This window comes from Deltaproteobacteria bacterium (assembly GCA_016219225.1).
Lineage (GTDB): Bacteria > Desulfobacterota > RBG-13-43-22 > RBG-13-43-22 > RBG-13-43-22 > RBG-13-43-22.
Genome location: JACRBX010000014.1, coordinates 16,421 through 40,745, shown reverse-complemented (window position 1 = coordinate 40,745; position 24,325 = coordinate 16,421). Strand labels below are relative to the sequence as shown.

The 24,325-nt window shown below is 51.7% G+C and carries 21 protein-coding genes; 17 read left to right on the top strand and 4 right to left on the bottom strand.

Going from position 1 to position 24,325, the window contains the following annotated elements:
- Window positions 1-2 precede the first annotated feature (2 nt).
- The 11 genes from HY879_01180 to HY879_01130 all read left to right on the top strand — a co-directional run bounded on the left by HY879_01180 (window position 3) and on the right by HY879_01130 (window position 14,219).
- Window positions 3-2,465 carry an MMPL family transporter gene (locus HY879_01180; protein MBI5601946.1) on the top strand — a complete coding sequence of 821 codons (2,463 nt, stop codon included), beginning with the start codon at window positions 3-5 and terminating at the stop codon, window positions 2,463-2,465.
- 155 nt (window positions 2,466-2,620) lie between these two features.
- Window positions 2,621-4,237, top strand: coding sequence for a hypothetical protein (locus HY879_01175; GenBank protein ID MBI5601945.1), 1,617 nt, complete (start codon window positions 2,621-2,623; stop codon window positions 4,235-4,237).
- Between the two features lie 21 nt (window positions 4,238-4,258).
- On the top strand, window positions 4,259-5,491 hold the full coding sequence (locus HY879_01170; GenBank protein MBI5601944.1) for a DUF1329 domain-containing protein: 1,233 nt from the start codon (window positions 4,259-4,261) through the stop codon (window positions 5,489-5,491).
- Between the two features lie 101 nt (window positions 5,492-5,592).
- Window positions 5,593-6,219, top strand: coding sequence for a cobalamin B12-binding domain-containing protein (locus tag HY879_01165; GenBank protein MBI5601943.1), 627 nt, complete (start codon window positions 5,593-5,595; stop codon window positions 6,217-6,219).
- Window positions 6,220-6,272: 53 nt separating this feature from the next.
- Window positions 6,273-7,571, top strand: a complete 1,299-nt coding sequence (locus HY879_01160) for a hypothetical protein (protein ID MBI5601942.1) — start codon at window positions 6,273-6,275, stop codon at window positions 7,569-7,571.
- A 42-nt stretch (window positions 7,572-7,613) separates the two neighbouring features.
- Complete coding sequence (locus tag HY879_01155; GenBank protein MBI5601941.1) at window positions 7,614-8,489, top strand: branched-chain amino acid ABC transporter permease; 876 nt, start codon at window positions 7,614-7,616, stop codon at window positions 8,487-8,489.
- Window positions 8,490-9,339: 850 nt separating this feature from the next.
- The gene (locus HY879_01150; GenBank protein MBI5601940.1) at window positions 9,340-10,236 is read left to right on the top strand and encodes an ABC transporter ATP-binding protein; all 897 of its coding nucleotides are present in this window, start codon (window positions 9,340-9,342) and stop codon (window positions 10,234-10,236) included.
- Window positions 10,121-10,930, top strand: coding sequence for an ABC transporter ATP-binding protein (locus HY879_01145; GenBank protein ID MBI5601939.1), 810 nt, complete (start codon window positions 10,121-10,123; stop codon window positions 10,928-10,930). The genes HY879_01150 and HY879_01145 overlap by 116 nt, the downstream gene beginning before the upstream one ends.
- Window positions 10,931-11,150: 220 nt before the next feature.
- Window positions 11,151-12,356 (top strand): ABC transporter substrate-binding protein, encoded by a 1,206-nt coding sequence (locus HY879_01140; protein ID MBI5601938.1) that lies wholly within the window; start codon window positions 11,151-11,153, stop codon window positions 12,354-12,356.
- 8 nt (window positions 12,357-12,364) lie between these two features.
- On the top strand, window positions 12,365-13,126 hold the full coding sequence (locus HY879_01135; GenBank protein ID MBI5601937.1) for a glucose 1-dehydrogenase: 762 nt from the start codon (window positions 12,365-12,367) through the stop codon (window positions 13,124-13,126).
- Between the two features lie 130 nt (window positions 13,127-13,256).
- Complete coding sequence (locus HY879_01130) at window positions 13,257-14,219, top strand: NmrA family NAD(P)-binding protein (GenBank protein MBI5601936.1); 963 nt, start codon at window positions 13,257-13,259, stop codon at window positions 14,217-14,219.
- A 186-nt stretch (window positions 14,220-14,405) separates the two neighbouring features.
- Here HY879_01130 and HY879_01125 read toward each other — a convergent pair whose 3' ends face one another.
- From HY879_01125 to HY879_01115, 3 genes are all read right to left on the bottom strand, one after another.
- Window positions 14,406-15,110, bottom strand: a complete 705-nt coding sequence (locus HY879_01125; protein ID MBI5601935.1) for a FadR family transcriptional regulator — start codon at window positions 15,108-15,110, stop codon at window positions 14,406-14,408.
- A 148-nt stretch (window positions 15,111-15,258) separates the two neighbouring features.
- Window positions 15,259-16,419 carry a UxaA family hydrolase gene (locus HY879_01120; GenBank protein MBI5601934.1) on the bottom strand — a complete coding sequence of 387 codons (1,161 nt, stop codon included), beginning with the start codon at window positions 16,417-16,419 and terminating at the stop codon, window positions 15,259-15,261.
- Window positions 16,416-16,688 (bottom strand): UxaA family hydrolase, encoded by a 273-nt coding sequence (locus tag HY879_01115; GenBank protein MBI5601933.1) that lies wholly within the window; start codon window positions 16,686-16,688, stop codon window positions 16,416-16,418. Before HY879_01115 ends, HY879_01120 begins: the two co-directional genes overlap by 4 nt.
- Before the next feature lie 182 nt (window positions 16,689-16,870).
- Here HY879_01115 and HY879_01110 point away from each other — a divergent pair, with 182 nt between their 5' ends.
- From HY879_01110 to HY879_01100, 3 genes are all read left to right on the top strand, one after another.
- The gene (locus tag HY879_01110; GenBank protein ID MBI5601932.1) at window positions 16,871-17,695 is read left to right on the top strand and encodes a nitroreductase family protein; all 825 of its coding nucleotides are present in this window, start codon (window positions 16,871-16,873) and stop codon (window positions 17,693-17,695) included.
- 96 nt (window positions 17,696-17,791) lie between these two features.
- Entirely contained in the window at window positions 17,792-18,973 is a 1,182-nt protein-coding gene (locus tag HY879_01105; GenBank protein ID MBI5601931.1) for a CoA transferase, read from the top strand.
- 28 nt (window positions 18,974-19,001) lie between these two features.
- On the top strand, window positions 19,002-19,568 hold the full coding sequence (locus tag HY879_01100) for a hydrolase (GenBank protein ID MBI5601930.1): 567 nt from the start codon (window positions 19,002-19,004) through the stop codon (window positions 19,566-19,568).
- A 194-nt stretch (window positions 19,569-19,762) separates the two neighbouring features.
- Here the strand turns inward: HY879_01100 and aroA are convergent, their stop codons facing one another.
- Window positions 19,763-21,052 carry a 3-phosphoshikimate 1-carboxyvinyltransferase gene (aroA, locus tag HY879_01095; GenBank protein MBI5601929.1) on the bottom strand — a complete coding sequence of 430 codons (1,290 nt, stop codon included), beginning with the start codon at window positions 21,050-21,052 and terminating at the stop codon, window positions 19,763-19,765.
- Window positions 21,053-21,364: 312 nt separating this feature from the next.
- On the opposite strand from aroA, the gene queC reads away from it, so the two are divergent.
- The 3 genes from queC (at window position 21,365) to HY879_01080 (ending at window position 23,843) form a co-directional block, all read left to right on the top strand.
- Complete coding sequence (gene queC / locus HY879_01090) at window positions 21,365-22,063, top strand: 7-cyano-7-deazaguanine synthase QueC (protein MBI5601928.1); 699 nt, start codon at window positions 21,365-21,367, stop codon at window positions 22,061-22,063.
- Between the two features lie 35 nt (window positions 22,064-22,098).
- Window positions 22,099-22,740, top strand: coding sequence for a 7-carboxy-7-deazaguanine synthase (gene queE, locus HY879_01085; GenBank protein MBI5601927.1), 642 nt, complete (start codon window positions 22,099-22,101; stop codon window positions 22,738-22,740).
- Window positions 22,741-22,958: 218 nt separating this feature from the next.
- Window positions 22,959-23,843: an epoxyqueuosine reductase gene (locus tag HY879_01080; GenBank protein MBI5601926.1), complete on the top strand. Its 885-nt coding sequence runs from the start codon at window positions 22,959-22,961 to the stop codon at window positions 23,841-23,843.
- Window positions 23,844-24,325: the final 482 nt, after the last annotated feature.

Sequence of the window (24,325 nt, the reverse complement as noted above, 5' to 3'; positions counted from 1 at the left end):
GCATGTATAAGGTACTGGTCGGCTTTCTCATCAACCACAAGAAGAAGGTGGTGGTCGCTATGGCGGTCATCACCCTCTTCTTTTTGAGCCAAATATTCCGTATCCAGATGTTTACACAGTTTCTGGACCTCTTTCCCAAGAACCACCCTTATGTGCAGGTCCATCAGCAATACGCCAGGTACTTCGGCGGGGCCTACCAGGCTACCCTGGTTTTAGAGGTCAAGAAAGGCGATATCTTCAATACGGAGACCCTCTCGAAGATGTCCCGTATTACCGACGCCGTCGATCTCATCCCCGGCGTCGATCATTTCGGTATCTTCTCCATCGCATCCCAGAAAGTTTCGGTCCTGAAAGAGACCGCCGGCGGCTTCTCGTCGAGCCCGGTAATGAAAGAAGTGCCAAAGAATAGCGGAGAGATGGAGGAGCTGAAGAAAAAGGTCTTTACCTCGGGCAACGTAAACGGCATCTGGGTCTCCCGGGATCAGAAGGCCCTACGTCTTGATGCCAACTTCCTGGAAGGAAAGATCGACTTCAGGGTCCTTTTCGATAAATTCATGGAGATCAAGAAAAAGGAAGCGGATGCCAACCATCGGATCTACCTCACCGGCACGCCCCTTCTCTACGGCTGGATCTACCACTATTTGCCCAATATGGCCCTCATCCTGGTCATCACCTCGGTGGTGATCCTTCTGATGCTTTTTGCCTATATGAGCCGGGGAGGCTTATGGTTCTGGCCCTTCGTGAGCGCCCTGATGACCTCCATCTGGGGCTTGGGCTTCTCGGCCATTCTGGGCTTTCACTTCGACCCCCTGATCATCGTCATCCCCTTTCTCCTCTCGGCCCGGGCCATGAGCCACGGAGTCCAATGGGTGGAAAGGTTCACCGAGGAGTATCAAAAATCAGCCGATACCGAAGAGGCGGCCCTGATCACCGGGACCGGCCTCTTCCCTCCGGGTCTGATCGGCATCCTGGCAGATACGCTCGCCTTGCTGGTCATCTGCCTGACCCCCATCCCGACACTCCGAAACCTGGCCTATCTGGGCTTCTTCTGGTCCGGGGCCATGATCTTCACTATCTTCTTCTTTTACCCCCCGCTCTTTGCCCTGTTCAGACGTATCCGGATACCACAGAAATCCGCTGTGCCCGTTGTCCTGGCCGAAAAGTCGCCGGATTTTGCCAAACGGGTGACCACCCAATCTGCCATCATTGACAGGACCTTTACCTACCGGATCGAATATTTTACGGAACATCTGCTCAGGCGGATACTCATCAAGATGTCCAACTGGACCTTCGGGGCCGGCCGGTACACCACCGTGGGCTTAAGTGTCCTTATTCTGGGTCTATCCATCATTTCCTCGACTCATCTCAAGTTCGGCGATGCCAACCCCGGCAGTCCCATCCTCTGGCCTTATTCCGACTACAACTCAGACATTGTTCAGATCAATAAGAGGTTTCCCGGTGTGGACCAGATGTGGGTGGCCATCCAGGGGAAGGCCCCCCAGGCCGTGACTTATCCTGATGTCATCAACGGCATGGAGGGACTCAAACAATATATGATGGCCGACCCCAATGTGGGCTTTGCTATCTCAGTGGCCGACCTGATCAAGGGCAGCAATATGCTGGCCTACGGTAATGATCCCAAGATGGAGTCGATCCCCAATTCTCAACAGGCCATACAGAACATGATCACTCTGATCCAGACGGGAGCCGCTCCCGGTGAGATGGATACCTGGATAGACTATGGCAACACCAGCACCAACGTAAAACTCTTTCTCAAAAATCATGAAGGCCCGGTGCTTGAAGAGGTCATCAACCGGGTAAACCGCTTTATCCAGGACAATCCCAAGCTCATGGAAAACGCCGTCCCGAAACCGGCCGGCGGGCTGGGCGGTATCCTGGCTGCCGCCAACCAGGTGATCGAAGTCAAGAACGATCAGATCCTCTTCATCGTTCTGGGCATCATCTTCGTCCTTTGTGTCGTCACCTATCGCTCTTTATTGGCCGGGATCATCTTCACCATGTCCCTCATCCTGGCCAATTTCCTAGCCTTCACCTTTATGGTCTTTCAGGGGATCGGGTTGAATATCAATACCTTTCCCGTAGTCTCTCTCGGCATCGGTCTCGGCGTTGACTATGGACTCTACATCGTCAGCCGTATTATCGAAGTCTATCAGGAAGAGAAAGACCTGGCCAGAGCGGTCCGCGGCGGCATCATTACCTCGGGCCGGGCGGTCTTTTTCACCGCCACCATGATGACCGCCGGGGTCATCTTCTGGTATTTTTCTCCGCTCCGCTTTCAGGCGGAGATGGGTATCTTGCTTGGGATATTGATGATGGTCAATATGGTGGTCGGCGTCCTGGTACTGCCGGCGGTCATCAACATCATCAAGCCCAAATTCATAACCAGGGGAGGTGATAACAACGGAGGATTTCACATTCCTCCCGGAACGCTACCGAAAAGATAGGTTCAAAGTATAAGGCAAAAGGTACAAGGTTAAAAACAGAAAGATAAGGCCTAAGAGCCAAAATGCAGGGTTCAAGGAAAGATCTTATGCCATATACCGTATATCTTACACCTTGGACCTTATACCGTTTTTAAAACTTTGAGAGGAGGAAAAAGATGTTAACAAAAAGTGTAAAAGGAATCTGGTTAAGCCTGGTTTGTCTGGCCCTTTTGATTCCCCACCAGGGGCTGGCCTTTGACAAGATCACCTTCGGGGACAACCAGGAACTGACGGTCTGGGGCTGGCTCCGGAATAACACCGGTGTTTTTTTTGACAAACAGCCCTATCAACAGAATGATGACCGTCTGGCCACAGAGCGGACCTGGCTGCGGACCTATGCGGATTGGAAAGCATCCGACCAGTTTAAGGTCTATACGGCTATCCAGTTTGCCTATGAGCCCTGGTATAAGGCCGAGGACGGGTCGGTGAGCCAGAAAGGAGGGGAAGAATACAGTGAATACAGAAATCTCAATGATGTCATCCGGGAAGGCTATGTTCAGTTCACCCCCAATAAAATGAACGACATTAAAGTCGGCCGGCAGATCGCCATCTGGGGGGAATCCCTGACCGACCGGGTTGGGGATGTGATCCACCCCGAGGATCAACGTTTTGCCCTGGCCTTCTCCAACCTGGAGGACACCCGGATCCCCCAGTGGATGATCAGGAGTATCCATGATATCGATCCCTTAAGCTCCAGTTTTGAATGGATCGTCAATCCCCTTCTGGTGGATGATAAATACCGGGTCAACCGGTTGGCCCAGTTTGCCAGTCCGATCATCAATCAATCAGGACAGCGGTTCGCCATCAATCCCGAAGACCGGTTCCTTTCCCCGAATTCGGTGGGCAACACCCTCATTTTCCCCCAGGCAGCGGGAGTGGCCTCTCCTCCTTTTTCCAGGGGCTGGACCCAACTGCCCCCCTTTATTCCCGGTCCCATGGCCGGGACATGGGTCCCCACGGAAGTCCCTACGGTACGGGAAGAATTTCCGGATAATACCATTGGCGACACCCGCTTCGGATTCCGGACCAGCACCAATGCCGGCGGTTATCTGTTCGGACTCCTCTACTGGCATACCCACAACTATGATCCCCTGATCAAAAGAGGCAACCTGACCGGAAGGCTGATCCCCACCGGACCAGCCAGCTTTCTGCCGGAGCGGCAATATACCCTGGTCCATCCCTCTATGGACATCATCGGGGCCTATATGAACAAGCAGCTTCCCTGGCCGGGTGTGGTCCGGGCCGAGGCCATCTATTCTCCGAACAAGCCTTTCAACACCTTTGATCCAACGGTTTTCGATGCCCTTGTCCGGAGGGATTATTTCAAATATATGGTGGCCTACGACCTCAACAGCTTTCTGTATTTCGATTGGCACAAGACCGCCCCCTTCGACGTTACCATCGAGCATGTGGGCGAATATATCCCCAATGCCGATAATCTCCAGTACATTATCTACGCCACCAAACAGCCGTCCTTTGTGCCCCGTTTCAACGGCCGCCTGTCGACCAACTGGCTCTACAACCGGATTGCGACGGAGATCGTAGTCAGCTATTGGCCCTGGGCCAACAGCGGCCTGATCATGCCGGCCGTCAAATGGACCCCCGGCTGGTGGAATCAGAAGTTCTCTGCGGAATTGAAGTACATCAACGTCTATGGTGAAAACAACTATGAAGGACTGGGCATCCTGCGGACCAAGGATATGATCGTCCTCACCACCCAGTTTAATTTTTAGGTTTTAAGGAGGTATAAAGCGATGCACAAAAAAACTTTGAGATTTTGGACGCTGTTAGTTGCAGCACTGATAATATCGGGTTTCCTCGAGGCCTCGTTGTCCTTCGGTCAGGAGATGCCGGCATCAGGGACGACTATCGATAAAAGCAACTACAAAAAATATGCCCATCTCTTTCCCCAAGAGTTTCTGCCAGCTTTTGAGGACGGTTGGGGACTTATGACTCCCATTCATGTCAAAGTGATTGAGTCCAAACCCATCCCCATTCCCAAGGAATGGCTTGCCTTATCGGCAAAGAATAAAAATAAATACGGCCTCGATGCTCAGGGGAGCCTCACCGGGGGATATAACCGGGAAGGCCTACCCTTCCCGGACCTTCAGAGAAGCGACAAGGATTTTGCCACCAAACTCATGTGGAACTTCGATTGCCGATACCAGTTCGATGAAAATCTCGATCACGCCAGGGGAGCATCTTTTGAAAAAAGGAAAGGAGAAGATCTCCGGTGGAATAATGCCCATCTGATCTTTCTATATTTTAAGAGCCGCCTGGGTGTCTCTCCTAAACCCGACCTGCCCAATCCACTGGGTCTTTATAAGGCTTCGATGGTCCATTTTTTAAATCCTGGTAGTGTTAAAAACACCATCAACCTCACCTACCGGTATGTGGACCCGAATAAATCCGATGATACCTACCTCTATCTACCCAGCATGCGGCGTGTTCTAAGGGCGGAAGCCGGGCAGCGATCCACACCGCTATTGGGTAACATAGCAGCTTTGGACGATTTGTTCGGGTTTGATGGGAGGATCCCGGAATTTACTTACACCGTCGTGAGGGAGCAGAAAATACTGGCCATCACGGAAAATGCATTTATACCCAAACCGGCAACCTGGAAAAAAAAGGAGCTGCCATTCCCCTATGACCGTTATGAAGTGCGGGACACCTATGTCATTGACATCAAACCCAAAGACCCCAAATACCCTCAGAGTAAAAAACGCATTTGGCTTGAAAAGGAGAATGGCGGCAATATTTACTATATTGTTGCCTGGGACCGGGCCGGGAAGATATGGAAGGTCTGGATGCAGCCATTCAAGCGGCATGCCATGTTGGGGGATAATTATCCGGTTCTGGATGGTGCCTTTGGCGTCGATACACAGTTTGGCATGGCATCCTATTATGGGGCTGATGTGACGGTAAATGACCAAAAATATACTTACAGCGATTTTACGTCGGCCAGCCTTTTAAAAAGGGGCAGATAATCGAAATAGGTTTAAGGTGTAAGGTGTAAGGTGTAAAAAAACCTATACCTTATGCCTTGAACCTTGGACTGCGCATCTTTTTTAGGAAATGAGGAGTTTTTATGAACACTAATTTGATCGATCTTATGGCCGACCTGAAGGAAGAAGAAGTATATGCCCTGGTCGGTGAATTAATCGGCCAGGGAGGCGATCCTATGGCCATCCTGGACGATGCTCGCTCGGCCATGGAGACTGTGGGCAAACGTTTTGAAACGGAAGAATATTTTATCCCTGACCTGGTCCTGGCCGGCGAGATCCTCAATAACATCTCGGACAAGGTCAAGCCCCTTTTGAAAAAGGGAGAGGCCGCTCAGAAAAAAGGCAAAGTATTGATCGGCACCGTGGCCGGGGATATCCACGACATCGGGAAGGACATCGTGACCTTTATGCTGGACGTGAATGGCTTTGATGTCCTGGATCTCGGCATCAACGTGCCGGTTCAAACCTTTTTAGACAAGATCAAGGAATTCCAGCCACAGGTGGTGGGCCTGAGCGGTTTTTTGACTCTGGCCTTTGACTCCATGGAAAAGACCGTCCGGGCGATAGAAGAAGCCGGTTTGCGGGATAAGATGAAAATCATGATCGGCGGCGGCCAGATGGACGATGAGGTCCGCAAGTTCGCCCGGGCCGATGCCTATGGCAAAGATGCCGCTGCCGCCGTCAACCTCTGTAAAGAGTGGATCTCTTGATTTCGGATTGCAGATTGCGGATTGCAGAATAAAAAAATACAGAAAGGAAAAAAATGTCTGGGGCAAATTCCCAAAATGAAGTTTTAGACTTTAACCCCTTGCCGGAATTCCTGGCCCGTAAAAAGCGGCTCGATGATGCCTTCAATCTCCGCAAACCAGATCGTGTGCCCGTAGCCCCTTTGGTGGTTCACTATTACCCCACCAGAATCAGAGGGATCTCCAACAAAGAGGCTATGTATAACACAGAGAGCACCGTCCAGGCCTGGAAAGAGGCCGCAATCCAACACAACTGGGATTGCGCCGCTCCCTTCGGCCCCCTTCGCCCGGCCCGCCCTCTGGAGATCTTGGGCATGAAGCAAATCAAATGGCCCGGAGGCGGCCTTCCTGACGACCAACCCTTTCAATGGGTTGAGGGAGAATATATGGTGGCGGAGGAATACGATGAAATGTTAGCCGATCCAAACGGATTTGCGGTAAAAAAGCTCTGGCCGCGCATCTCTGATACCCTTGGCCCATTAAGTGCCATGTCCGAAATGCCGTCTCCGCCTTTGCTTTTTCTTTCAAATGCCTACTCCCTGCCCGAATTCTTGGGTGATGTCCTCTCCCAACCATCTTTGATGGAGCTGCTTAAAAAGATGTTGGCTTTGGCTGAAGCCCATTTAAGAGAGAAAGCACTGAGGATCCGGTATACGCAAGAAATGATGAATCTGGGATTTCCTGTATCCTTTGCGGCCATCACCTTTCCGGCCTTTGACTGGATATCGGATGCCTTTCGGGGGATGCGCGGCTCCATGCTCGACATGTACCGTGTCCCGGAAAAGCTCCTGGCCGCCATTGAACTTTTTACCCCCCTGACCATCGGAGGATGCATTATGGCGGCGGAGCAGACCCAAAACAGGGGGGTCTTCATCCCCATGCATCGGGGGGCTGCCGGATTCATGTCCGATAAGCAGTTTGCCAAATTTTACTGGCCCTGTTTTAAGGCCCTTTTACTGGGCTTGATTGATGCCGGATTAACCCCTATTCCTTTGTTCGAAGGCAATTATACCCCGAGGCTGGAGTATCTTAAGGAGTTGCCTCCGAAAAAGATCATCGGCCATTTCGACCAGGTAGACAGGAAGAAAGCCAAAAATTTACTGGGAGACATTATGTGTTTCTGGGGAAATGTGCCGGCTTCCCTTATGTGTACGGGAACACCCCGGCAGATCAAAGAGGATGTCAAGGAACTGATCGATATTTTCGGAGACAACGGCGGTCTGATCATCGACTGCTCCATGGGCATACCTGATGAAGCCAAACCGGAAAACGTACAGGCTTTGACCGAGGCCGTTTATGAATACGGGGTTTATTAGAAGTAAATCTCTCGACACCCAAAAAAGATTTTAAGGTAAAACATGGATAGTCCATTAGTTATGCTCCCTGTCCTTTTGCTTCACGGGCTCGTCTACGGGATGCTCATATTCCTGGTCGCCTCCGGCCTGACCCTGGTCTTGGGCCTGATGGACATCCTCAACTTTGCCCATGTGTCCGTCTACATGATCGGCGCCTTCCTCTGCTTTCAAATCATCCAATGGACCGGCAATTTCTGGCTGGCCCTGGTCGTCGCGCCGGTCGTCTGTGCCTTCCTGGGGATACTGATAGACCGTTTCCTCATAAGCAAAATACACGGGTCTGGGCACCTCAATGAGCTGCTGGCCACCTTCGGGCTGGCTATGGTCATCACCGAAGTCATTAACTGGATCTATGGATCAACCCCTCTACCGGTACCTACCCCCGGCGAGTTATCCGGGGCACTGAGGTTGTGGGCCGACGTCCGCTACCCCTTGTACCGGTTGTTCATCCTGGCCCTGGCCGGATTGGTGCTGGCCTTCATGTTCTATATCCTCAAAAAGACCCGCCTGGGAATTTCGATCAGGGCCTCCGTGGAAGATGGAGACATGGCCAACGCCCTGGGGACCGACGTAGCCACCGTTTCCATGGTGGTCATGGGTATCGGTGCCTGGCTGGCCGGCATCGCCGGGGTCATTATCGCCCCTTATCTGAGCGTCTACCCGGGCATGTATGCCGATATGATTACTGACTGCTTTGCGGTTATTGCGGTCGGGGGGCTGGGCAGCCTCGGAGGTGCCTTTGTCGCTTCTCTCCTCGTCGGGCAGATTCAATCCTTGGGGGTCATATTTATCCCCAGGGTATCGATCGTACTCATTTATCTGCTCATGGCCGCGGTTTTTACGCTTAAGCCCAGCGGGCTTTTCGGGAAGAAAGAATGAAACTATCTGTCAACTCCATCGGCCTTCTGATTTTTTTCGCGGTGGTGGCTGTTTTTCCCCTGGCAGGGATCAGGTTCCACACCTATCTGCTGACCGAATGCTTCATCTATTCCATGGTGGCCGTGAGCTATTACCTCCTGCTCGGCCATACGGGATTGATGTCCTTCGGCCATGCGGCCTTATTCGGGGTCGGGGCCTATGCCGCAGCCATCGCCCTCTGTAATTTCTCCGGTCTTCCGGTAATTCTGGCGGTTCTTATCGGAGGACTCTCCGGACTGCTCTGTGGTTTCCTGATCGGGTCGCTGGTTCTTCGGCTCACCAAAATCTACCTGGCCTTCGGCACCCTGGCCCTGAGCCAGATGATTTGGGCCGTGGCCTGGAAATGGCGGGGTTTGACCGGCGGAGATGACGGTCTGACCGGCTGGTCGATGAGGCAGGTGACGGTTCCGGGACTGGCACCGTTCAGTCTGACCAGCATCCCCTTCCTGTATTATTTCGTCCTCCTTTTTGCCGTGGCTTCCATTGGGCTTTGCTGGTTTCTTACCCGGACGCCCCTCGGAGAGACGCTCTCCAGTATCCGGTCAAACCGGGACAGGGCGGACTTCCTCGGAATCAACGTCAATCAGGCCAAACTTTTCGCCTTCGGTTTTTCCGGACTCATCGCCGGCCTGTCCGGGGCTTTGTTCATCCTCTTCAAAAAAACCGCCTCCCCTCACTATCTCGACCTGACTACCTCGTTCGACATCCTGATCATATCCGTGATCGGGGGATATGCCAGCTTTGCCGGACCTATCGTCGGGTCTTTTATCTACGTATATCTGGTCGAGTATCTCAGCTCTTTTACGGAGCGATGGCAGTTGATCCTGGGGGCTTTCTTTGTACTGCTCATTCTCTACTACCCCAAAGGAATCGTGGGAATGGTGCGGCAGATCGTAAACCGGGTGCCTTTTCTGAAACCAAAAGGAGGAGCCGAAGGGCCGTGTTGACTCTCAAAAACATCTCAAAATACTTCGGCCCCCTGGCGATTATTGTCGATGTCGATCTGGAGGTCCGCCAGGGGGAGAAACATGCCCTTATCGGACCCAATGGCGCCGGGAAAAGCACTCTCTTCAATCTCATCACCGGACATTACAAGCCCACCGGGGGCTCCATACTATTCAAAAACAGGCGGATAGACCGGCTGGCACCCTATGCCATTATCCAGATGGGCATTGCCCGGTCTTTTCAGATCATCAACATCTTCAGGGACATGACGGTTTATGAAAACATGAGGATCGCCGTAACCGCCAAACACCGGTTAAGCCTCAACTTCACCGGCCGGCTCTTAAGCCTGAAAGGCATCGGGGAAGAGACCGAATCTCTTTTGGGCCGGGTCAATCTCTCGCCATTCCGAAATGAGCCGGCCGGTACGCTCGGCTACAGCCAGCAAAGGGCTTTGGAAGTCGGTCTGGCTGTGGCCCTTGATCCGGACCTTCTTCTTCTGGATGAACCCGGGGCAGGACTTTCGCCGGAAGAGACCAGGGAGATTGTAAAATTAGTCAAAGAGGTCACGGCAGGGAAGACCCTCCTCATCGTGGAACATGATATGGACGTCGTCTTCGACCTGGCGGACCGAATCAGTGTTCTCAACCATGGCACCATTGTGGCCACCGGTACACCCGAAGAAATCAGAAATAACCAGACCGTCAAGGAGGTCTATCTCGGCGGTGTGCTGGACAGGAAAAATTCCCATGCTGTTACAGATTGACCGAATCCACACCTATTATGAAGACAGTCATGTCCTTGACGGGGTCAGCCTGGAGATCGCCGAGGGACAGACGGTAGCCATTCTGGGCAGAAATGGCGTCGGCAAATCTACTACCTTGAAAAGCATTATGGGCCTGGTTCCGCCCCAAAGGGGAACGGTCCTTTTTAAGAATGAAGAGTTGGTGGGAATGGAGCCTTTTCGAATCGCCCGGAAGGGGATTGGCTACGTCCCTGAGGAGAGAAGGATATTTCCCGGCCTGACCGTCCGGGAGAATCTGATCATGGGTCTTAAAAAGGGGATCGGGAAAGATGTCCGGAGCAAGGCCTCCATAGAGAAGATCTACAGCCGATTGCCCCAACTGGCGGCGCGAGACGCCACCCTGGGGGGAAACCTTTCCGGGGGGGAACAACAGATCCTGACCCTGGCCAGAACCCTGATAGGGGAACCGAATCTGGTGCTGATCGATGAGCCCACAGAAGGACTGAGTCCGATCGTCGCCGAGTTGATTTTCGATATCATCAGAGAGATCCGAGCCCAGGGGATATCGGTGATCCTCATTGACCGGAACCTGACCGAAACCTGCGGGATGGCCGACCGGGTTTACATCATGGTCAAGGGCATGATCGCCCATACGGGGACCGGCCAGGAGGTGCTGGAAAATGAGGAGATCCAGCACAGATATCTGGCGGTTTAAATAAAAAATGGCTATAGACACAAGGCTATAGCCTTCTCTTAGAATTTAGTAACCTATTACTACAGCGACATTTTCCCCGTCATTCCCGAATGTCTTTATCGGGAATCCAGGTTTTTTAAGAGAATGAGAGAAAACCAAAGTCCCTGGATTCCGGCTTAAAGCCTGCCGGAATGACGGTTAAGGGGACTCATTAGTAAAAAAAATTATCAAGGAGGTCGTTATGAAACGTTTTATGGCAAAGGTTTTATTGGCAGTCTGTATGGTCGTTCTGATTTTATCCTCTGCATGGGCAGAAAAGCCCATCCGAATCCTTAGTCTCTATCCCCTTTCCGGGCCGATTAAGGCCAATTCGGAACAATGGACTCTTGGCGAGAAACTGGCTGTAGAAGAGGTAAATGCCCAGGGGGGGCTGTTAGGGCGCAAGATTGAGCTTATCTTTGAAGACACCCTCCTCAAACCCGATGTGGCCACCTCAAAGGCCCAGAAATATCTCCTGGACGGGAAGGTGGATATCCTTATAGGTGCCGGATCCAATGTAGTCAAGCCCCTTCAGGACCTGGCCAAACAGTACAATATTCCTCTGGTTATGTTTGCCCATGCGGACGAGGAAACGGGAAAGAACTTCAGCTATAATTCCATCAGACCCACCTGGAATACGGCCATGTCGGCCCGGGCAACCGTGGCCTATGCGGCGAAAACCCTTAAGGCCAAAAAATATTATATTCTCAACCAGGATTACTCCTATGGGCGGGATAATGGGGCAAACATAAAAAAAGAACTGGCCCGGCAGATCCCCGGGGCCCAGATCGTCGGCGAAGACTATCATCCCCTCATGTCAAAAGACCTTTCCCCTTTTCTGACCAAGGTCAAGATGTCCGGGGCCGAAGTCCTTCTTACTGCCGATTATGGTCTCGACATCAGTGTTCTGATGAAGCAGCGCCGTGATCTGGGGATAAAAGCGACGGTCTTGGGTCCTGGCCTGGCAGATGTATCAGTCGCCCGGGAAAATCCGGAGGCTGCCTTTGGCGCCCATGCCTGCGACACCTGGTTTAATACGAATCCCACGAAAGAAAGTGTCGATTTTATAAACAACTGGAAAAAATTTATCAAAAGTAACGAATATCCCATCCCAACCAATCTCAGTGCCCGAGATTATATAGGCATGAAATTTCTTCTCGAGGGTATCAGGAAGGCCGGTTCTGTCGAAGCCCAAAAGCTCATCCCGGCGCTCGAAGGCCTTCACATGAAATCGATCACCGGGGAGGTGTATATGCGGGGCTGTGACCACCAGATGATTATGCCCATCCAGTGCGTTTCGATCGACAAAAAGGCCCCGCCCTTTTTCGGTGTCCCGGTCACCATGCCGGTTTCCGTAACCATGATCGATGAACAGGACATTGACAACCCCCGGTGCAAGAAGAAATAAAAGACTTTATGGGGCAGTTAAAGGACAAGGTGGTTCTGGTTACCGGGGGAAGCTCGGGCATAGGCCGGGCTTCCGGCCTGGTCTTTGCCAGGGAAGGGGCCAAGGTCGTCCTTTCCGATGTGGATGTTGAGGGCGGTATGGAGACGGCAAGTCTTATCGAGGCAAACAGTGGTGAGGTCCTTTTCATCAAAGCCGACGTGACACAGAAAAACGAAGTCGAAGGCCTGATAGACCAGACGATCCGAACCTACGGGCACATAGACTGCGCCCTGAATAACGCCGGAATCCTGGGGAAATCTTTCAATATCATGGAGTGGGACGAAGAGGACTGGGACAGCGTTATAAACGTCAATCTCAAGAGTGTCTGGTTGTGCATGAAGTATGAACTCGCCCATATGGCCGGACGGGGAAAGGGGGCCATTGTTAACGTGGCCTCCACCGCGGGGTTGGTGGCTTCCATGAGGAGCGCCGCTTATTGTGCCGCCAAACACGGCGTGATCGGCCTGACGAAAGCCACGGCCGCCGCCTATGCCAAAACGACCAGGATCCGCATCAATGCCTTATGTCCGGGAGTAACAGACACGCCTCTTATCAAAAGCAACGAAAGTGACCGGCAAAAAAGTCTGGAGTACCTTAAACTCGTTGTCCCGGCGGGACGAATGGGCACCCCCGAGGAACAAGCCGAAGCGGCCCTCTGGCTGTTATCGGATGCCGCTTCCTACGTGATCGGTGCCGCTCTGGCCGTGGATGGCGGTCTGGTCCTGCAGTGACCCGCTTTGAAGGTCTCCATTAAGAAACGATGGGGTTGCCGTCAAGGATTGTAGATAATGGAATCTGATAGTCAGAGGGGCTCTGTTTTGTATGCCATAAAAACTTAACTTTATGATAGGAGGTCAAAGCATGCGTTATATTGTTACAGGTTGTGATGGGCAGTTAGGTGGCAGAGTGGCAGCGGATATGCTTACGGAGGTAGCCGGAGAACAGTTAACCTTCACCTGTCCGGATTTTAATCGTGTCCCCAAACCGAGAAAAGATTATTGGGAATTCCTGGGCGTTTCATTAAGAGAAGCTGACTATAACAACAAGGAACAAATGATTCAAGCTTTTCAAGATGGCGATCGTTTATACGTGGTATCCGGCGTAATAATCGGCCCAGAACGTGTTCAACAGCATAAGAATGTCATTGATGCCGCTATGGCCGCCGGTGTAGAACACATCACCTATACCTCATTCCTGGGCGCTGATAGACCGGAATACACCCAATTTGTATTGCCTGACCATACTGCAACCGAAGAGTATTTACGTTCGTCCGGAGTAAACTTCAATATTATGAGAAACAATCTTTATTTAGAAAACTACTTAACGAATTCGGTTATGTTAGCCAACATAAGCGGTGATAAATGGGTAACTACCGCTGGAGACGGGAAAGCCACCTTTATTCCCAAGGATGATAGCGGCCGTGTGGCTACTGCACTTTTGCTGGGTAAAGGTGAACACAATATGGACTATGATATAGTAGGCGGAGAATTGATCAGTCAGCGTGAAATCTGTAAAATGGTATCCAAATTCTCGGGTATAAACTATGAATATGTAACTTTAAAAGAAGATGCATTTTATGAATATTTAGATTCCATCAAAATACCACGAGATTCCTACGGTGACTATTCCGTATCCCCGGTACCCTGGTGCGGTAACGATATGGTAACCAATGAGTCCAGTATCAGAGATGGTTTAATGGCCATTCAAAACGATAACGTAGAAAAACTAACTGGCAGAAAACCACTTTGTTGCGCAGATCTTCTGGAAAAATATGCTTATGTCTGGAGAAACAGGGTATCTACTTATTGGGGTATTAAACCTTAAAAGCCTCTTTAGTATGTTCCCTGCCTTTGTGCGGCCCGGGCCGATCTGCCCATTGTCCGGGAGGAGACCTTTGCCCCGATCCTTTACCTGATCCCTTACCATACCCTGGAAAAGGCCTTCCAGGGTGTCCGGAGGACTTGCCCCTGGGCTCGGTGGCGACTTTGCTAAAGCCTGTTTACTGCAAAATTATTTATTTTTATCGCCGTACAGGTTCTTGAAGGCCGTTTTCAGGTGTTTATCCACGGCGTCGATAGCCGCCTGGACGTCTTTGTGCTCAATCCCCTGGAGGATCAGCCGGTGGGCTTTGAGGCCGGACCGGACGTTTTCTGCAGAGGCGCGCACTTTTTTCCAGTACCGGAGCACAGCATGATTGATGATAGGCCGGGAGATATTTTCCAAAAGTCTGTTATGGGTTGCCCGGCATAAGGCTATATGGAACTCCTCGTCGCCCTCAGCCGCCAGATCAAAGTCAACCGGATCCAATTCAAGCGATTTTTCCATCTTATGCAAAGCCTGACGACAGGCCTCAATATCTTTTTCATCGGCCTTCAAGGCGGCAAATCTGGCAATGCCGGTGTCCAGGACGCTCCGGACTTCATAAAGATCTTTAACCGTCTCCCGCTCAAGGGCAATTTGCAAGGCCCGGTCATCCACCATGACATCCTGTGTTTGATTCACAAAAGTCCCCCGCCCTGGAAGGACGGTCAACACATTTATTCCGGCCAGGGCCTTGATTCCTTCACGGACGGCGGTCCGGCTCACCCCCAGCATCCCGCATAACTCAAGTTCCGATGGAAGCTTGCCCCCCGGCTCAACCTGCCCTTCCGAAATCAAGGACAGGAGTCGCTGGGCAACGGCCTCGGACAGGTTTGTTTTTTTGATCGTTTCCATAGGGTATTCAGCCTCGTAGAGTTATGTATTATGATATACTATTCTTTACTGATATCATACTGCAAGATCACTGCACAGCAAAATTTGTTCTGACAAAGCACATCTGCGAATTTATCTCTAACTTTTAAAGGGAAATTCCTATCCGCCTTTAAAATGGCGGGTGCACGGTCATAAAGGTAAGGACCTCCATGCCGTTTATCTCCGCCTTGGTCTTTTCTCCGTTAATTACCCGGATCATTAAATCAATCATCTCGGCCCGCAATTGATCCAAAACCCGGCCTTCCACCAGGCTCCCGGCATTGACATCCATATCCCCTTTCATGGCCTCAAAAATCCTGGAGTTACTGGCTACCTTGATCACCGGAAGGGCCGGAAATCCGACCGGGTTTCCCCGTCCGGTGGAAAAAAACATAAGCTGGGAACCGCTGGCCGCCAGTCCGGCCATGGAGTCTCCATCGTAGCCGGGTCCATCCTGCAGGATAAGCCCCCGTTCGGATGGGGCCTGACCGTAATCAACGACCTGGTTGATGGTGGTGGTCCCGCCCTTAAAGATGCAGCCCATGGATTTTTCGGCAATGGTGCTCATGCCGCCATCCATATTGCCGGGGGAGATCACCAGCCCGGCCAGCTCTCCCATCACTTCACGGGTTAATTTTTCAGCCCCGTCGATCATTTGTTCAATCCGATGGGCCACTTGTTCATCCTTAGCCCGTCCGGTCAATACATGGGCGGTACCGATCATCTCGGTATTTTCCCCAAAGATTATAGAAGCCCCCCTTTCCACCAGCCAATCCGAGACCGCCCCCATGGCCACATTGGCCGTCACACCGGACATGGCGTCCGAACCGCCGCATTCCATAGCGATCAATAGTTCATTCCAGGGCAAAGCGACCCTCGGTTGACTGCTGATTTCCGACAGGATCCGGCGGGCGGCGGCAGCCCCTTTTTGGGCGGTCTCCTGGGAACCGCCATCTTCCTGGACATTAAAAAACTCAATCGGTTTTCCGGCATCGGCTATCAGAGGAAGCAAATTTCTAATATTGGAAACCTCACAACCCAATCCGACCAGAACCACTCCACCCACATTGGGATGATGCACCAACCCGGTGAGTATCCGAAACAATATTTCCAGGTCCCTTGGTCCTCCCCGGCCGCACCCATGGGCATGAGGTGCGCAAACCGCTGCCGGCACATCCCGGGCAATGCGATGGATCACCCCATTGACACAGGAAACCGTGGGCAGGACCAGCACATGATTGCGGATGCCGAATCGCCCGTTTTTTCTCCGGTATCCGGTGATTTCCATCATTTCTTCCACCTTTTTGTTTCCAAGTTGTGGGTATGGACCCATTCCCCTTTTTTAATGTCCCGGAGGCCGACCGCCACGGTTTCTCCATATTTTATGATTTCCTCCCCTTGAGAAATATTCCGCAGAGCAATCTTGTGGCTGGCGGGAATTTCTTCCACGACCGGGAATCCTTCTATTCCCTTGGCGATCGCCAGGTCTCCGATCCCCATGGTTTTCAAGGCAACGGCCACGTTGTCCCGGGGATGAATAATAAGGATGTTGTCTTTCATGATCTCTCCTCTGGCACCGATTGACAATCAAGTAACAATTCAAACAAGAAGGGGATATTATCATATCCTTATTAAAGATACCAAATTTTAAATTCCCCCTTGACCCCTTGACTTCTCCATCCCTTTTTGCTAACTAAACAGAGAAGGATTGGCGAAATAGAACAGATCGGAAAGGATGTTCCATGGCTCTTTTCACTATTGATCAGGAAAAATGCCGACGCGACGGGATTTGCGCGGCGGAATGCCCGGGAATGCTGATTGAACTCATCGGCCCAGAAGGTTTTCCAACACCTGTTGCCGATGCGGAAGAACGTTGCATCAACTGCGGCCATTGTGTGTCTATTTGCCCCCAGGGGGCTTTATCCCTAAAAACCATGACCCCGGGGGACTGTCTTCCCGTGCGAAAAGAACTTTCCCTGGCGCAGGAACATTGCGAGCATTTCTTGCGCTCCCGGCGCTCCAGGCGCAAGTATAAAGAAAAAACGGTGCCTCGTGATATCCTGACCAGATTGATCGAAGTCGCCCGTTACGCTCCCACGGCCAGCAACAGCCAACCCGTGCACTGGCTGGTTTTTGAAGACCCGATCAAAGTTAAGCGTCTGGCCGGACTGGTAGTCGACTGGATGCGCGTCTTGCTGGAAGAGGGTTCCGAATATGCCCTGACCAAAAGACTGGACCGGATCGTAAACGCCTGGGACCAGGGCATTGATCGAATCCTGCGCAGCGCACCCCATCTGGTCGTGGCTCACGGATCATCCACCCTGGCTGCGTCTCAGTCGTCCTGTATCCTGGCCCTGGCTTACCTGGAGTTGGCGGCGCCCTCCTTCGGCCTGGGCACTTGCTGGGCCGGCTATTTTATGGCCGCGGCTAATAGCTATCCGCCGCTACAGGAAGTTCTGGCCCTGCCCCCGGATCACCTGCCCTTCGGGGCGGTGATGATCGGGTATCCCAAATATGCCTATCAACGGATGCCAATACGAAACCGGCCCCCAATAACCTGGCGATGATGAAAAGAAAGATGATCGTTTTGCAGAAACCAAGTCTCTTAAAATTGAGCAATAATTCAGAAATAAACCCTATTTTCGTATTAAAGGAGCATGATAATGACCGGCCCCCTGCAAGGTTTAAAGATATTGGACTTCACCACCTTATTGCCAGGCCCTTATGCCACCATGATGTTGTCGGACCTTGGGGCCGATGTGCTGCGAATTGTTTCCGGCTCCCGACCGGACCTGACCACCCTGGCCCCACCATTTATCGGAGACACCGGCCTCTCTACCAGTTCGGCCTATTTAGGGCGCGGGAAACGTTCCATGACCTTGAATTTAAAAGATCCAAGGGGCATCCGTATCGTCTGTCAGTTGATCAACCGATATGATATTTTGATCGAGCAATTTCGTCCCGGCGTCATGGCCAGGTTCGGTTTGGATTATCCAACATTAAAAGAACTGAATCCGGCGCTCATCTATTGTTCCCTGACCGGTTACGGACAAACCGGCCCCCTGACAGGCCGGGCCGGGCATGACATCAATTATCTTTCCCGATCCGGTCTTATGTCCTATTCCGGCCGCACCGAAACCGGCCCGGTCCTGACGGGTATGCAAATCGCCGACATCGCCTCCGGATCGTACAATTCCATCATCGGTCTCCTGTCCGCCATTATCTACCGGCAAGCCACAGGTATTGGCCAATATGTGGATATCTCCATGACCGACGGCGTAATGGCTTTTACGGCTATGGTGGGGGCCTCTTTTCTGGTAACCGGTCAGGAGCCGGGACGGGAAGGGCATTATTTAAACGGCGGCTCCCTGTATGATTTTTATGAAACCAAAGACGGCCGATACCTCAGCTTCGGCGGTCTGGAGCCCCAATTCTTCGCCGCCTTTTGCCAGGGGATCGGCCGTCCGGATCTGATCCCGGGTAGTGTCATGCCGCCCAATGTCGAACAGGTTAAGAAAGAGGTCCGGGAGATCATCAAAACCAAAACACGGGATGAGTGGACCGGATGGTTTCAGAACTGGGATGCCTGTGTCGAGCCGGTTTTAACCCTTTCCGAAGCCTTGAACGATCCCCTGGCCCAGGAGAGGGGTATGGTCGTTGAGGTGGCTTTGCCGGGAGGCGGAAAGGTAAGACAATTGGCCAACCCGATCAAATTTTCCGAATCACCGCCCCGATACGATCAGGTGGGCTTGCCGGTCGGAACCCATACCCGGGAGGTTTTACAGGAACTGGGTTACGACGATCAGGAAATCAAAGAATTCGAGGGCAGCGGGCTTTTTAATTAAGCCCCGGAAGTTCAAAAGGATGAAGAGGATGACCAGTCTCCCACCGAGTCGTGAAGAGGCATTAACCCTCCTCCGGCAATACAACCAAAACGAAGCTTTGATCCACCACGCCCTGGCCGTCGAGGCGGTCATGCGCTACCTGGCCCGTAAACACGGTGGTGATGAAGGGCAATGGGGGATTATCGGCCTGATCCATGACCTGGATTATGAAAAATTTCCTGAGGCCCATTGCCACCGAACCAAATCCATCCTGGAAGAACAGGGCTGGCCGGAAGAAACTATCCGGGCGGCCATTTCTCATGGCTGGGGCTTATGTAATGAGGTGGAACCCAAAACGGATTTGGAAAAATTTCTTTATACCATCGATGAATTAACCGGTCTGGTGGCGGCCGCCACCCTGGTTCGGCCTTCGAAAAGTGTCCTGGATATCGAGGTGAAGTCGGTCAAAAAAAAATGGAAACAGAAAAATTTTGCCGCCGGAGTTAATCGGGAGGTCATTGAAAAAGGGGCCCAGATGCTTGGGAAGGATTTGGACGAACTCATCCATGACGTGATTATGGGCCTGCGGGAAGTAGCCGATCAGATCGGCTTATGAAAAAGCTGAGCCTTAATACTACAGCGATTTTTTTCTAATGCGTCCTCTTAACCGTCATTCCGGCAGGCTTTAAGCTTGTCCCCGACGTTCTTAATCGGGGAGCGGAATCCAGGGACTTCGGTTTTCTCATTTTCTTAAAAAACTGGATTCCCGATAAAGACATTCGGGAATGACGGGAAAACTGTCGCTGTATATTAAATGCCCTCCACTTTCTCCATATCAGCCCCAAGAGAAGTACAGATCTCATAGAAGTTGGGGAAGGAAACCCCTACCCATTCAGCGCCCTCGATGATGGTCCGGCCATCGGCGATCATTCCGGCAATGGCCGAGGCCATGACGATCCGATGATCGTGACGGCCGTCAATGGCAGCCCCTCTCAGTTCTGAATGGTAAATGGTCAGGCTGTCGGTCGTCTCTTCGAAGCAACCCCCCATTTTAGTAAGCTCTTCTTTGATGGACCGGGTACGGTCGGTTTCCTTGAAGCGGCTTGCTCCGATGTTCTTGAGGACCGTTTGTCCCTTTGCCCTGCAGCCCAACACAGCCAGAATGGGCACCGCGTCCGGGGTGCCCGAGCAATCGATCTCTATGCCGTGCAACTCGCTGCCGCCTTCTACGGAAACCGTGCTGCCATTGTCGCTGAAGGTTACCTTGGCACCCATGTCCTTCAGGATATGAGGAAAGGCCTTTTCACCCGCAAAATCATCAGGGTCCAGGCCCTCGAAAACTACTTTGGAGTCAGTTATTGCAGCGGCAATCATAGGGTACCCGGAACTGCCCCAGTCCGCAGGAATGTCGGCGAGAAAGCTTCTATACCGCTGATCGCCCGGGATCACGAACTCCTCGTAGTCCTTATGGGTGACGGTTACACCGGCCTTTTTCATCCAGGCCATGGTCATATTCACATAAGGACGCTCTACCAGGTCCTTTTCTAAGACCGTGATCCCCTTGGGGGTAAGGGGGCCGGCGATCAGAAGCGGGGTCAGCCATTGAGAATTGATCCCCGGAAGGCTCGTCCGGCCGCCCTGGAGGGGTCCCCGGACGACCAGGGGCGCGGTGCCGGAATTGCGCGTGGAAAAAACCTTGGCGCCCAGGTCGTTGAGGGCGTCGATAAGAGGCTGAGCCGGCCGATAGCAGATCTGGTGGTCTCCGGAGACAACGGAGTACCCGTCAATCAGAGCGCTGACGGCGGTGATCATGTAATATCCGGTGCCCGAATTTCCGGCATCAAGGACGCAACCGGGCACCTGGGGCCGATTGGCCACGCCTTCGAAGACCCATTCCTCTCGTCGGCTGGTGTCAATTTTGGCGCCCAGGGCCTGCATCATATGCACTATGGAAAAGCTGTCGATTCCGGGCAAGGGATTGCGCACCCTTGATTCCCCTTCGGCCAGACCACCGATTACGATGGCCCGGGCGGTTGCCGACTTGTTGCCGGGAATCCGGGTGGTTCCCTTAAGATCGGATCTTTTCACGATATATTTCAAAATCCCCTCCATTAGGATTCTATTTGGATGCAAAGAATATAAAATAAGCCCTAAAAGGGGTCAAGGAGAAAAGGAAGAAACAAAAAAGATATTTCAAATTCTCAGGCAAAGCGGCCTTGCATTTTTAGGCCGAAATCAGTAAACTACGAATCAGGAAATTTTTAAAATTTAATTTTGTTGCGTTCGCAAAAAGTCTAAAAGCGCCGATTACGTCATTCCCGTGAAAACGGGAATCCCGTGTTTTAAATTAGTTACATATAGCCTGGATTCCCGCCTGCGCGGGAATGACGAGTTATTACGAGACCATCAATTATGGACCATCAGAAATCTAAGGCGGTCATTCTGCTTAGCGGGGGGCTGGATTCCTCCACCACCCTGGCCGTGGCCAAGAGTCAGAACTATGCCCTTTATGCGTTGACCTTTCGATACGGCCAGCGTCATCAGACAGAAATCGAAGCCGCCAGGCGGATCGCCAATCACCTGAATGTTGTCGAACATAAAATCTTTGATGTGGGCCTGGATCAATTTGGCGGTTCTGCCTTAACGGCTGAGATTGAAATACCCAAAGATCGCGGTCTGGAAGAGATCTCAACCGATATCCCGATTACCTATGTCCCGGCCCGCAATACCATCTTTCTGGCCCTGGCCCTGGCCTGGGCCGAAGTTCTGGGGGCCCGTGATATTTTTATCGGTGTCAATGCCCTGGATTACAGCGGCTATCCCGATTGCCGGCCGGAGTTTATCGAGGCCTTTGAGCAAATGGCCAATCTGGGTACCAAAGCCGGAGTCGAAGGCCGGGGATTTAAAATCCATACTCCTCTTATTAAGTTAAATAAGGCCCAGATCATTAAAAAAGGGCTGGAATTGGGTGTGGATTTCAGTTTAACCAGCACTTGTTATGATCCTTCCCCGGAAGGAATGGCCTGCGGTAAATGTGATGCCTGCCTGCTGAGACTTAAAGGGTTTGCCGAAGCGGGAATTGAGGATCCGGGCAAATATCAGCGGACATAAATGGGAATAATCCATTTCTTTTAGACAAAAATTTTATGCCTTATACCATAAAAGAAATTTTTTACTCTCTCCAGGGCGAAGGAGCCCAAACCGGCCGGGCAGCGGTGTTTTGCCGTTTTACCGGCTGCAACCTTTGGTCCGGCAGGGAAGAAGATCGGGATAAGGCGATCTGTCAATTTTGCGATACGGATTTTATAGGAACTAATGGACCTGGGGGCGGAATATTTCAAAATCCCATGGATTTGGCTCAAGCCGTAAGAGATAAGTTCCCCGCCATGGCTTCAAAGCGGATAAGCCCCCTGGTAGTCTGCACCGGAGGGGAACCTTTGCTTCAAATGGACGAGGCCCTGGTCTCCGCTTTTCACACCCTCGGCTTCGAGGTGGCCATTGAGACCAATGGCACCCTCCTGCCGCCGGCTGGTATAGACTGGATCTGCGTCAGTCCCAAAGCCGGGGCGGAATGCAAACTTAGATCCGGGGATGAGCTGAAACTGGTTTTTCCACAAGAAGGAATCGATCCGGAGGATTTTGAATCTTTGAATTTTAAGGTTTTTTTTTTACAGCCCAAAGACGGTCCGGCTATTAAACAAAATACCCGGCTGGCCGTGCGGTATTGTCTCGAACACCCTCAATGGCGTCTCGGTTTGCAGATACATAAGTTGCTTGGAATTCGCTGAGGAGGGAATCTTCTTCTTATTTAAAAGAAGAAGGTATAAATGATGGATTCGTAAAAAGTCGCCGAACGTCCATTTTCGTCATTCCCGTGAAAACGGGAATCCAGTGTTTTTAACTGGTTATGTGTGGCCTGGATTCCCGCCTGCGCGGGAATGACGAGTTTTTACGAGAGCATCATAAATGCCTTTTTACATGTCTGTCAAAGATGGAAAGGATTACCATGTCCGAAAAAAAATCAGATGACCTGGCCCCCTGGATAGTCTCCCTCATCGAAGATTTTATCGAACGATCCCCGGAAAACACCCTTCAAAATGCCGCGCAAGAAAAGGCCTTTGAAAATCCTTTGGTTGGCTTTTCCAGGGGTGATGATCCCCTCTACGAAAGTTATAAGGAACTGGTCGGCCCTTATCACTGGACCCCTCTGGAAATATTTGCCTTAACCTTCCCCGATTCGCCAACCAAGCCCCAGGACCTGACGGTCATCAGTTGGATCCTGCCCCAGACCAAAGCGACCAAGGCCGATAATCGAAAAGAGAAGACCTATCCATCCGAGCGCTGGGCCAGGGCCCGCATTTACGGCGAAGAAGTCAATAAAAAATTGCGTCAGAGCGTAGTAAACGCTTTGCAGGAAAAAGGGATACAGGCCATGGCCCCTTTATTGTCCCCCCTTTGGGAATTCAAACAGTCGGAGAAATATACCTTTGCCTCCAACTGGTCGGAACGGCACGCCGCCTATGCCGCCGGTCTGGGGACCTTCGGCCTTTGTGACGGACTGATTACCCCCCGGGGCAAAGCCATGCGCACCGGCTCGGTGGTGGCCGCTGTCCAAATCCCTCCGACCCCCCGTTCATATACCGATCACCGGGCTTATTGCCTTTTTTTCTCCCAGGGGATTTGCGGAAAGTGCATTCCCCGATGTCCGGTAGGGGCCTTGAGCGAAACCGGGCATGACAAACTCAAGTGCCTTGACCATCTAAGGAACTATACCGCCGATTATGTCAAAACCCATTACGCCTTTGACGGCTATGGCTGCGGTTTGTGCCAAACCGGGGTCCCTTGCGAATCCAGGATTCCGGCAAAAAAGGATTTAGAATCAGAAAGATAACCTCATTCCTCGTAACAATTTAGCCCTTGAAAAACTTGAAACTTTTGATTGAAAATCCTGATTTGCACACACGTCATTCCGGTGAAAACCGGAATCCAGGTTCTTTTCGTCCCAGCATAATACCTGGATTCCGGTTTTCACCGGAATGACGGAGAGGTTATCGCCGTTTTTTCAAAAAGCAAAATGTAGGGTGGGTGGAGTGATAACGGAACCCACCGACTAATATGGTCTTTAGGTCTACTTTTATTGACTATTGGTGGGTTACGCTTCGCTGCACCCACCCTACAGGAATTTTGCCACATGATCGACAAAACCTTGTCGATATTGATTGACTAAGCGCCTATCTTCATCTCTCTTGATTCCCCCCATTTTGTTCTTTTCCCTTTCGGTTCAGGAATTGTCCCTAAAGGTCCTAAAAAAAATTTATTCTTAGTTCCCGTCCCGGGCCTCCAATTAATAATAATATAGATATCAATAAGTTA

Bases quoted from the DNA above. Each gene is read 5' to 3' on its own strand.
- HY879_01120 (MBI5601934.1), bottom strand. From the start codon at position 16,419: ATGATGGAAATCACCGGATACCGGAGAAAAAACGGGCGATTCGGCATC.
- HY879_01150 (MBI5601940.1), top strand. From the start codon at position 9,340: ATGGCAGTTGATCCTGGGGGCTTTCTTTGTACTGCTCATTCTCTACTA.
- HY879_01180 (MBI5601946.1), top strand. From the start codon at position 3: ATGTATAAGGTACTGGTCGGCTTTCTCATCAACCACAAGAAGAAGGTG.
- HY879_01160 (MBI5601942.1), top strand. From the start codon at position 6,273: ATGTCTGGGGCAAATTCCCAAAATGAAGTTTTAGACTTTAACCCCTTG.
- queC (MBI5601928.1), top strand. From the start codon at position 21,365: ATGGACCATCAGAAATCTAAGGCGGTCATTCTGCTTAGCGGGGGGCTG.
- HY879_01135 (MBI5601937.1), top strand. From the start codon at position 12,365: ATGGGGCAGTTAAAGGACAAGGTGGTTCTGGTTACCGGGGGAAGCTCG.
- HY879_01125 (MBI5601935.1), bottom strand. From the start codon at position 15,110: ATGGAAACGATCAAAAAAACAAACCTGTCCGAGGCCGTTGCCCAGCGA.
- HY879_01170 (MBI5601944.1), top strand. From the start codon at position 4,259: ATGCACAAAAAAACTTTGAGATTTTGGACGCTGTTAGTTGCAGCACTG.
- HY879_01115 (MBI5601933.1), bottom strand. From the start codon at position 16,688: ATGAAAGACAACATCCTTATTATTCATCCCCGGGACAACGTGGCCGTT.
- HY879_01140 (MBI5601938.1), top strand. From the start codon at position 11,151: ATGAAACGTTTTATGGCAAAGGTTTTATTGGCAGTCTGTATGGTCGTT.
- HY879_01100 (MBI5601930.1), top strand. From the start codon at position 19,002: ATGACCAGTCTCCCACCGAGTCGTGAAGAGGCATTAACCCTCCTCCGG.
- HY879_01110 (MBI5601932.1), top strand. From the start codon at position 16,871: ATGGCTCTTTTCACTATTGATCAGGAAAAATGCCGACGCGACGGGATT.
- HY879_01175 (MBI5601945.1), top strand. From the start codon at position 2,621: ATGTTAACAAAAAGTGTAAAAGGAATCTGGTTAAGCCTGGTTTGTCTG.
- HY879_01080 (MBI5601926.1), top strand. From the start codon at position 22,959: ATGTCCGAAAAAAAATCAGATGACCTGGCCCCCTGGATAGTCTCCCTC.
- HY879_01145 (MBI5601939.1), top strand. From the start codon at position 10,121: ATGGCACCATTGTGGCCACCGGTACACCCGAAGAAATCAGAAATAACC.
- queE (MBI5601927.1), top strand. From the start codon at position 22,099: ATGCCTTATACCATAAAAGAAATTTTTTACTCTCTCCAGGGCGAAGGA.
- HY879_01165 (MBI5601943.1), top strand. From the start codon at position 5,593: ATGAACACTAATTTGATCGATCTTATGGCCGACCTGAAGGAAGAAGAA.
- HY879_01105 (MBI5601931.1), top strand. From the start codon at position 17,792: ATGACCGGCCCCCTGCAAGGTTTAAAGATATTGGACTTCACCACCTTA.
- HY879_01130 (MBI5601936.1), top strand. From the start codon at position 13,257: ATGCGTTATATTGTTACAGGTTGTGATGGGCAGTTAGGTGGCAGAGTG.
- HY879_01155 (MBI5601941.1), top strand. From the start codon at position 7,614: ATGGATAGTCCATTAGTTATGCTCCCTGTCCTTTTGCTTCACGGGCTC.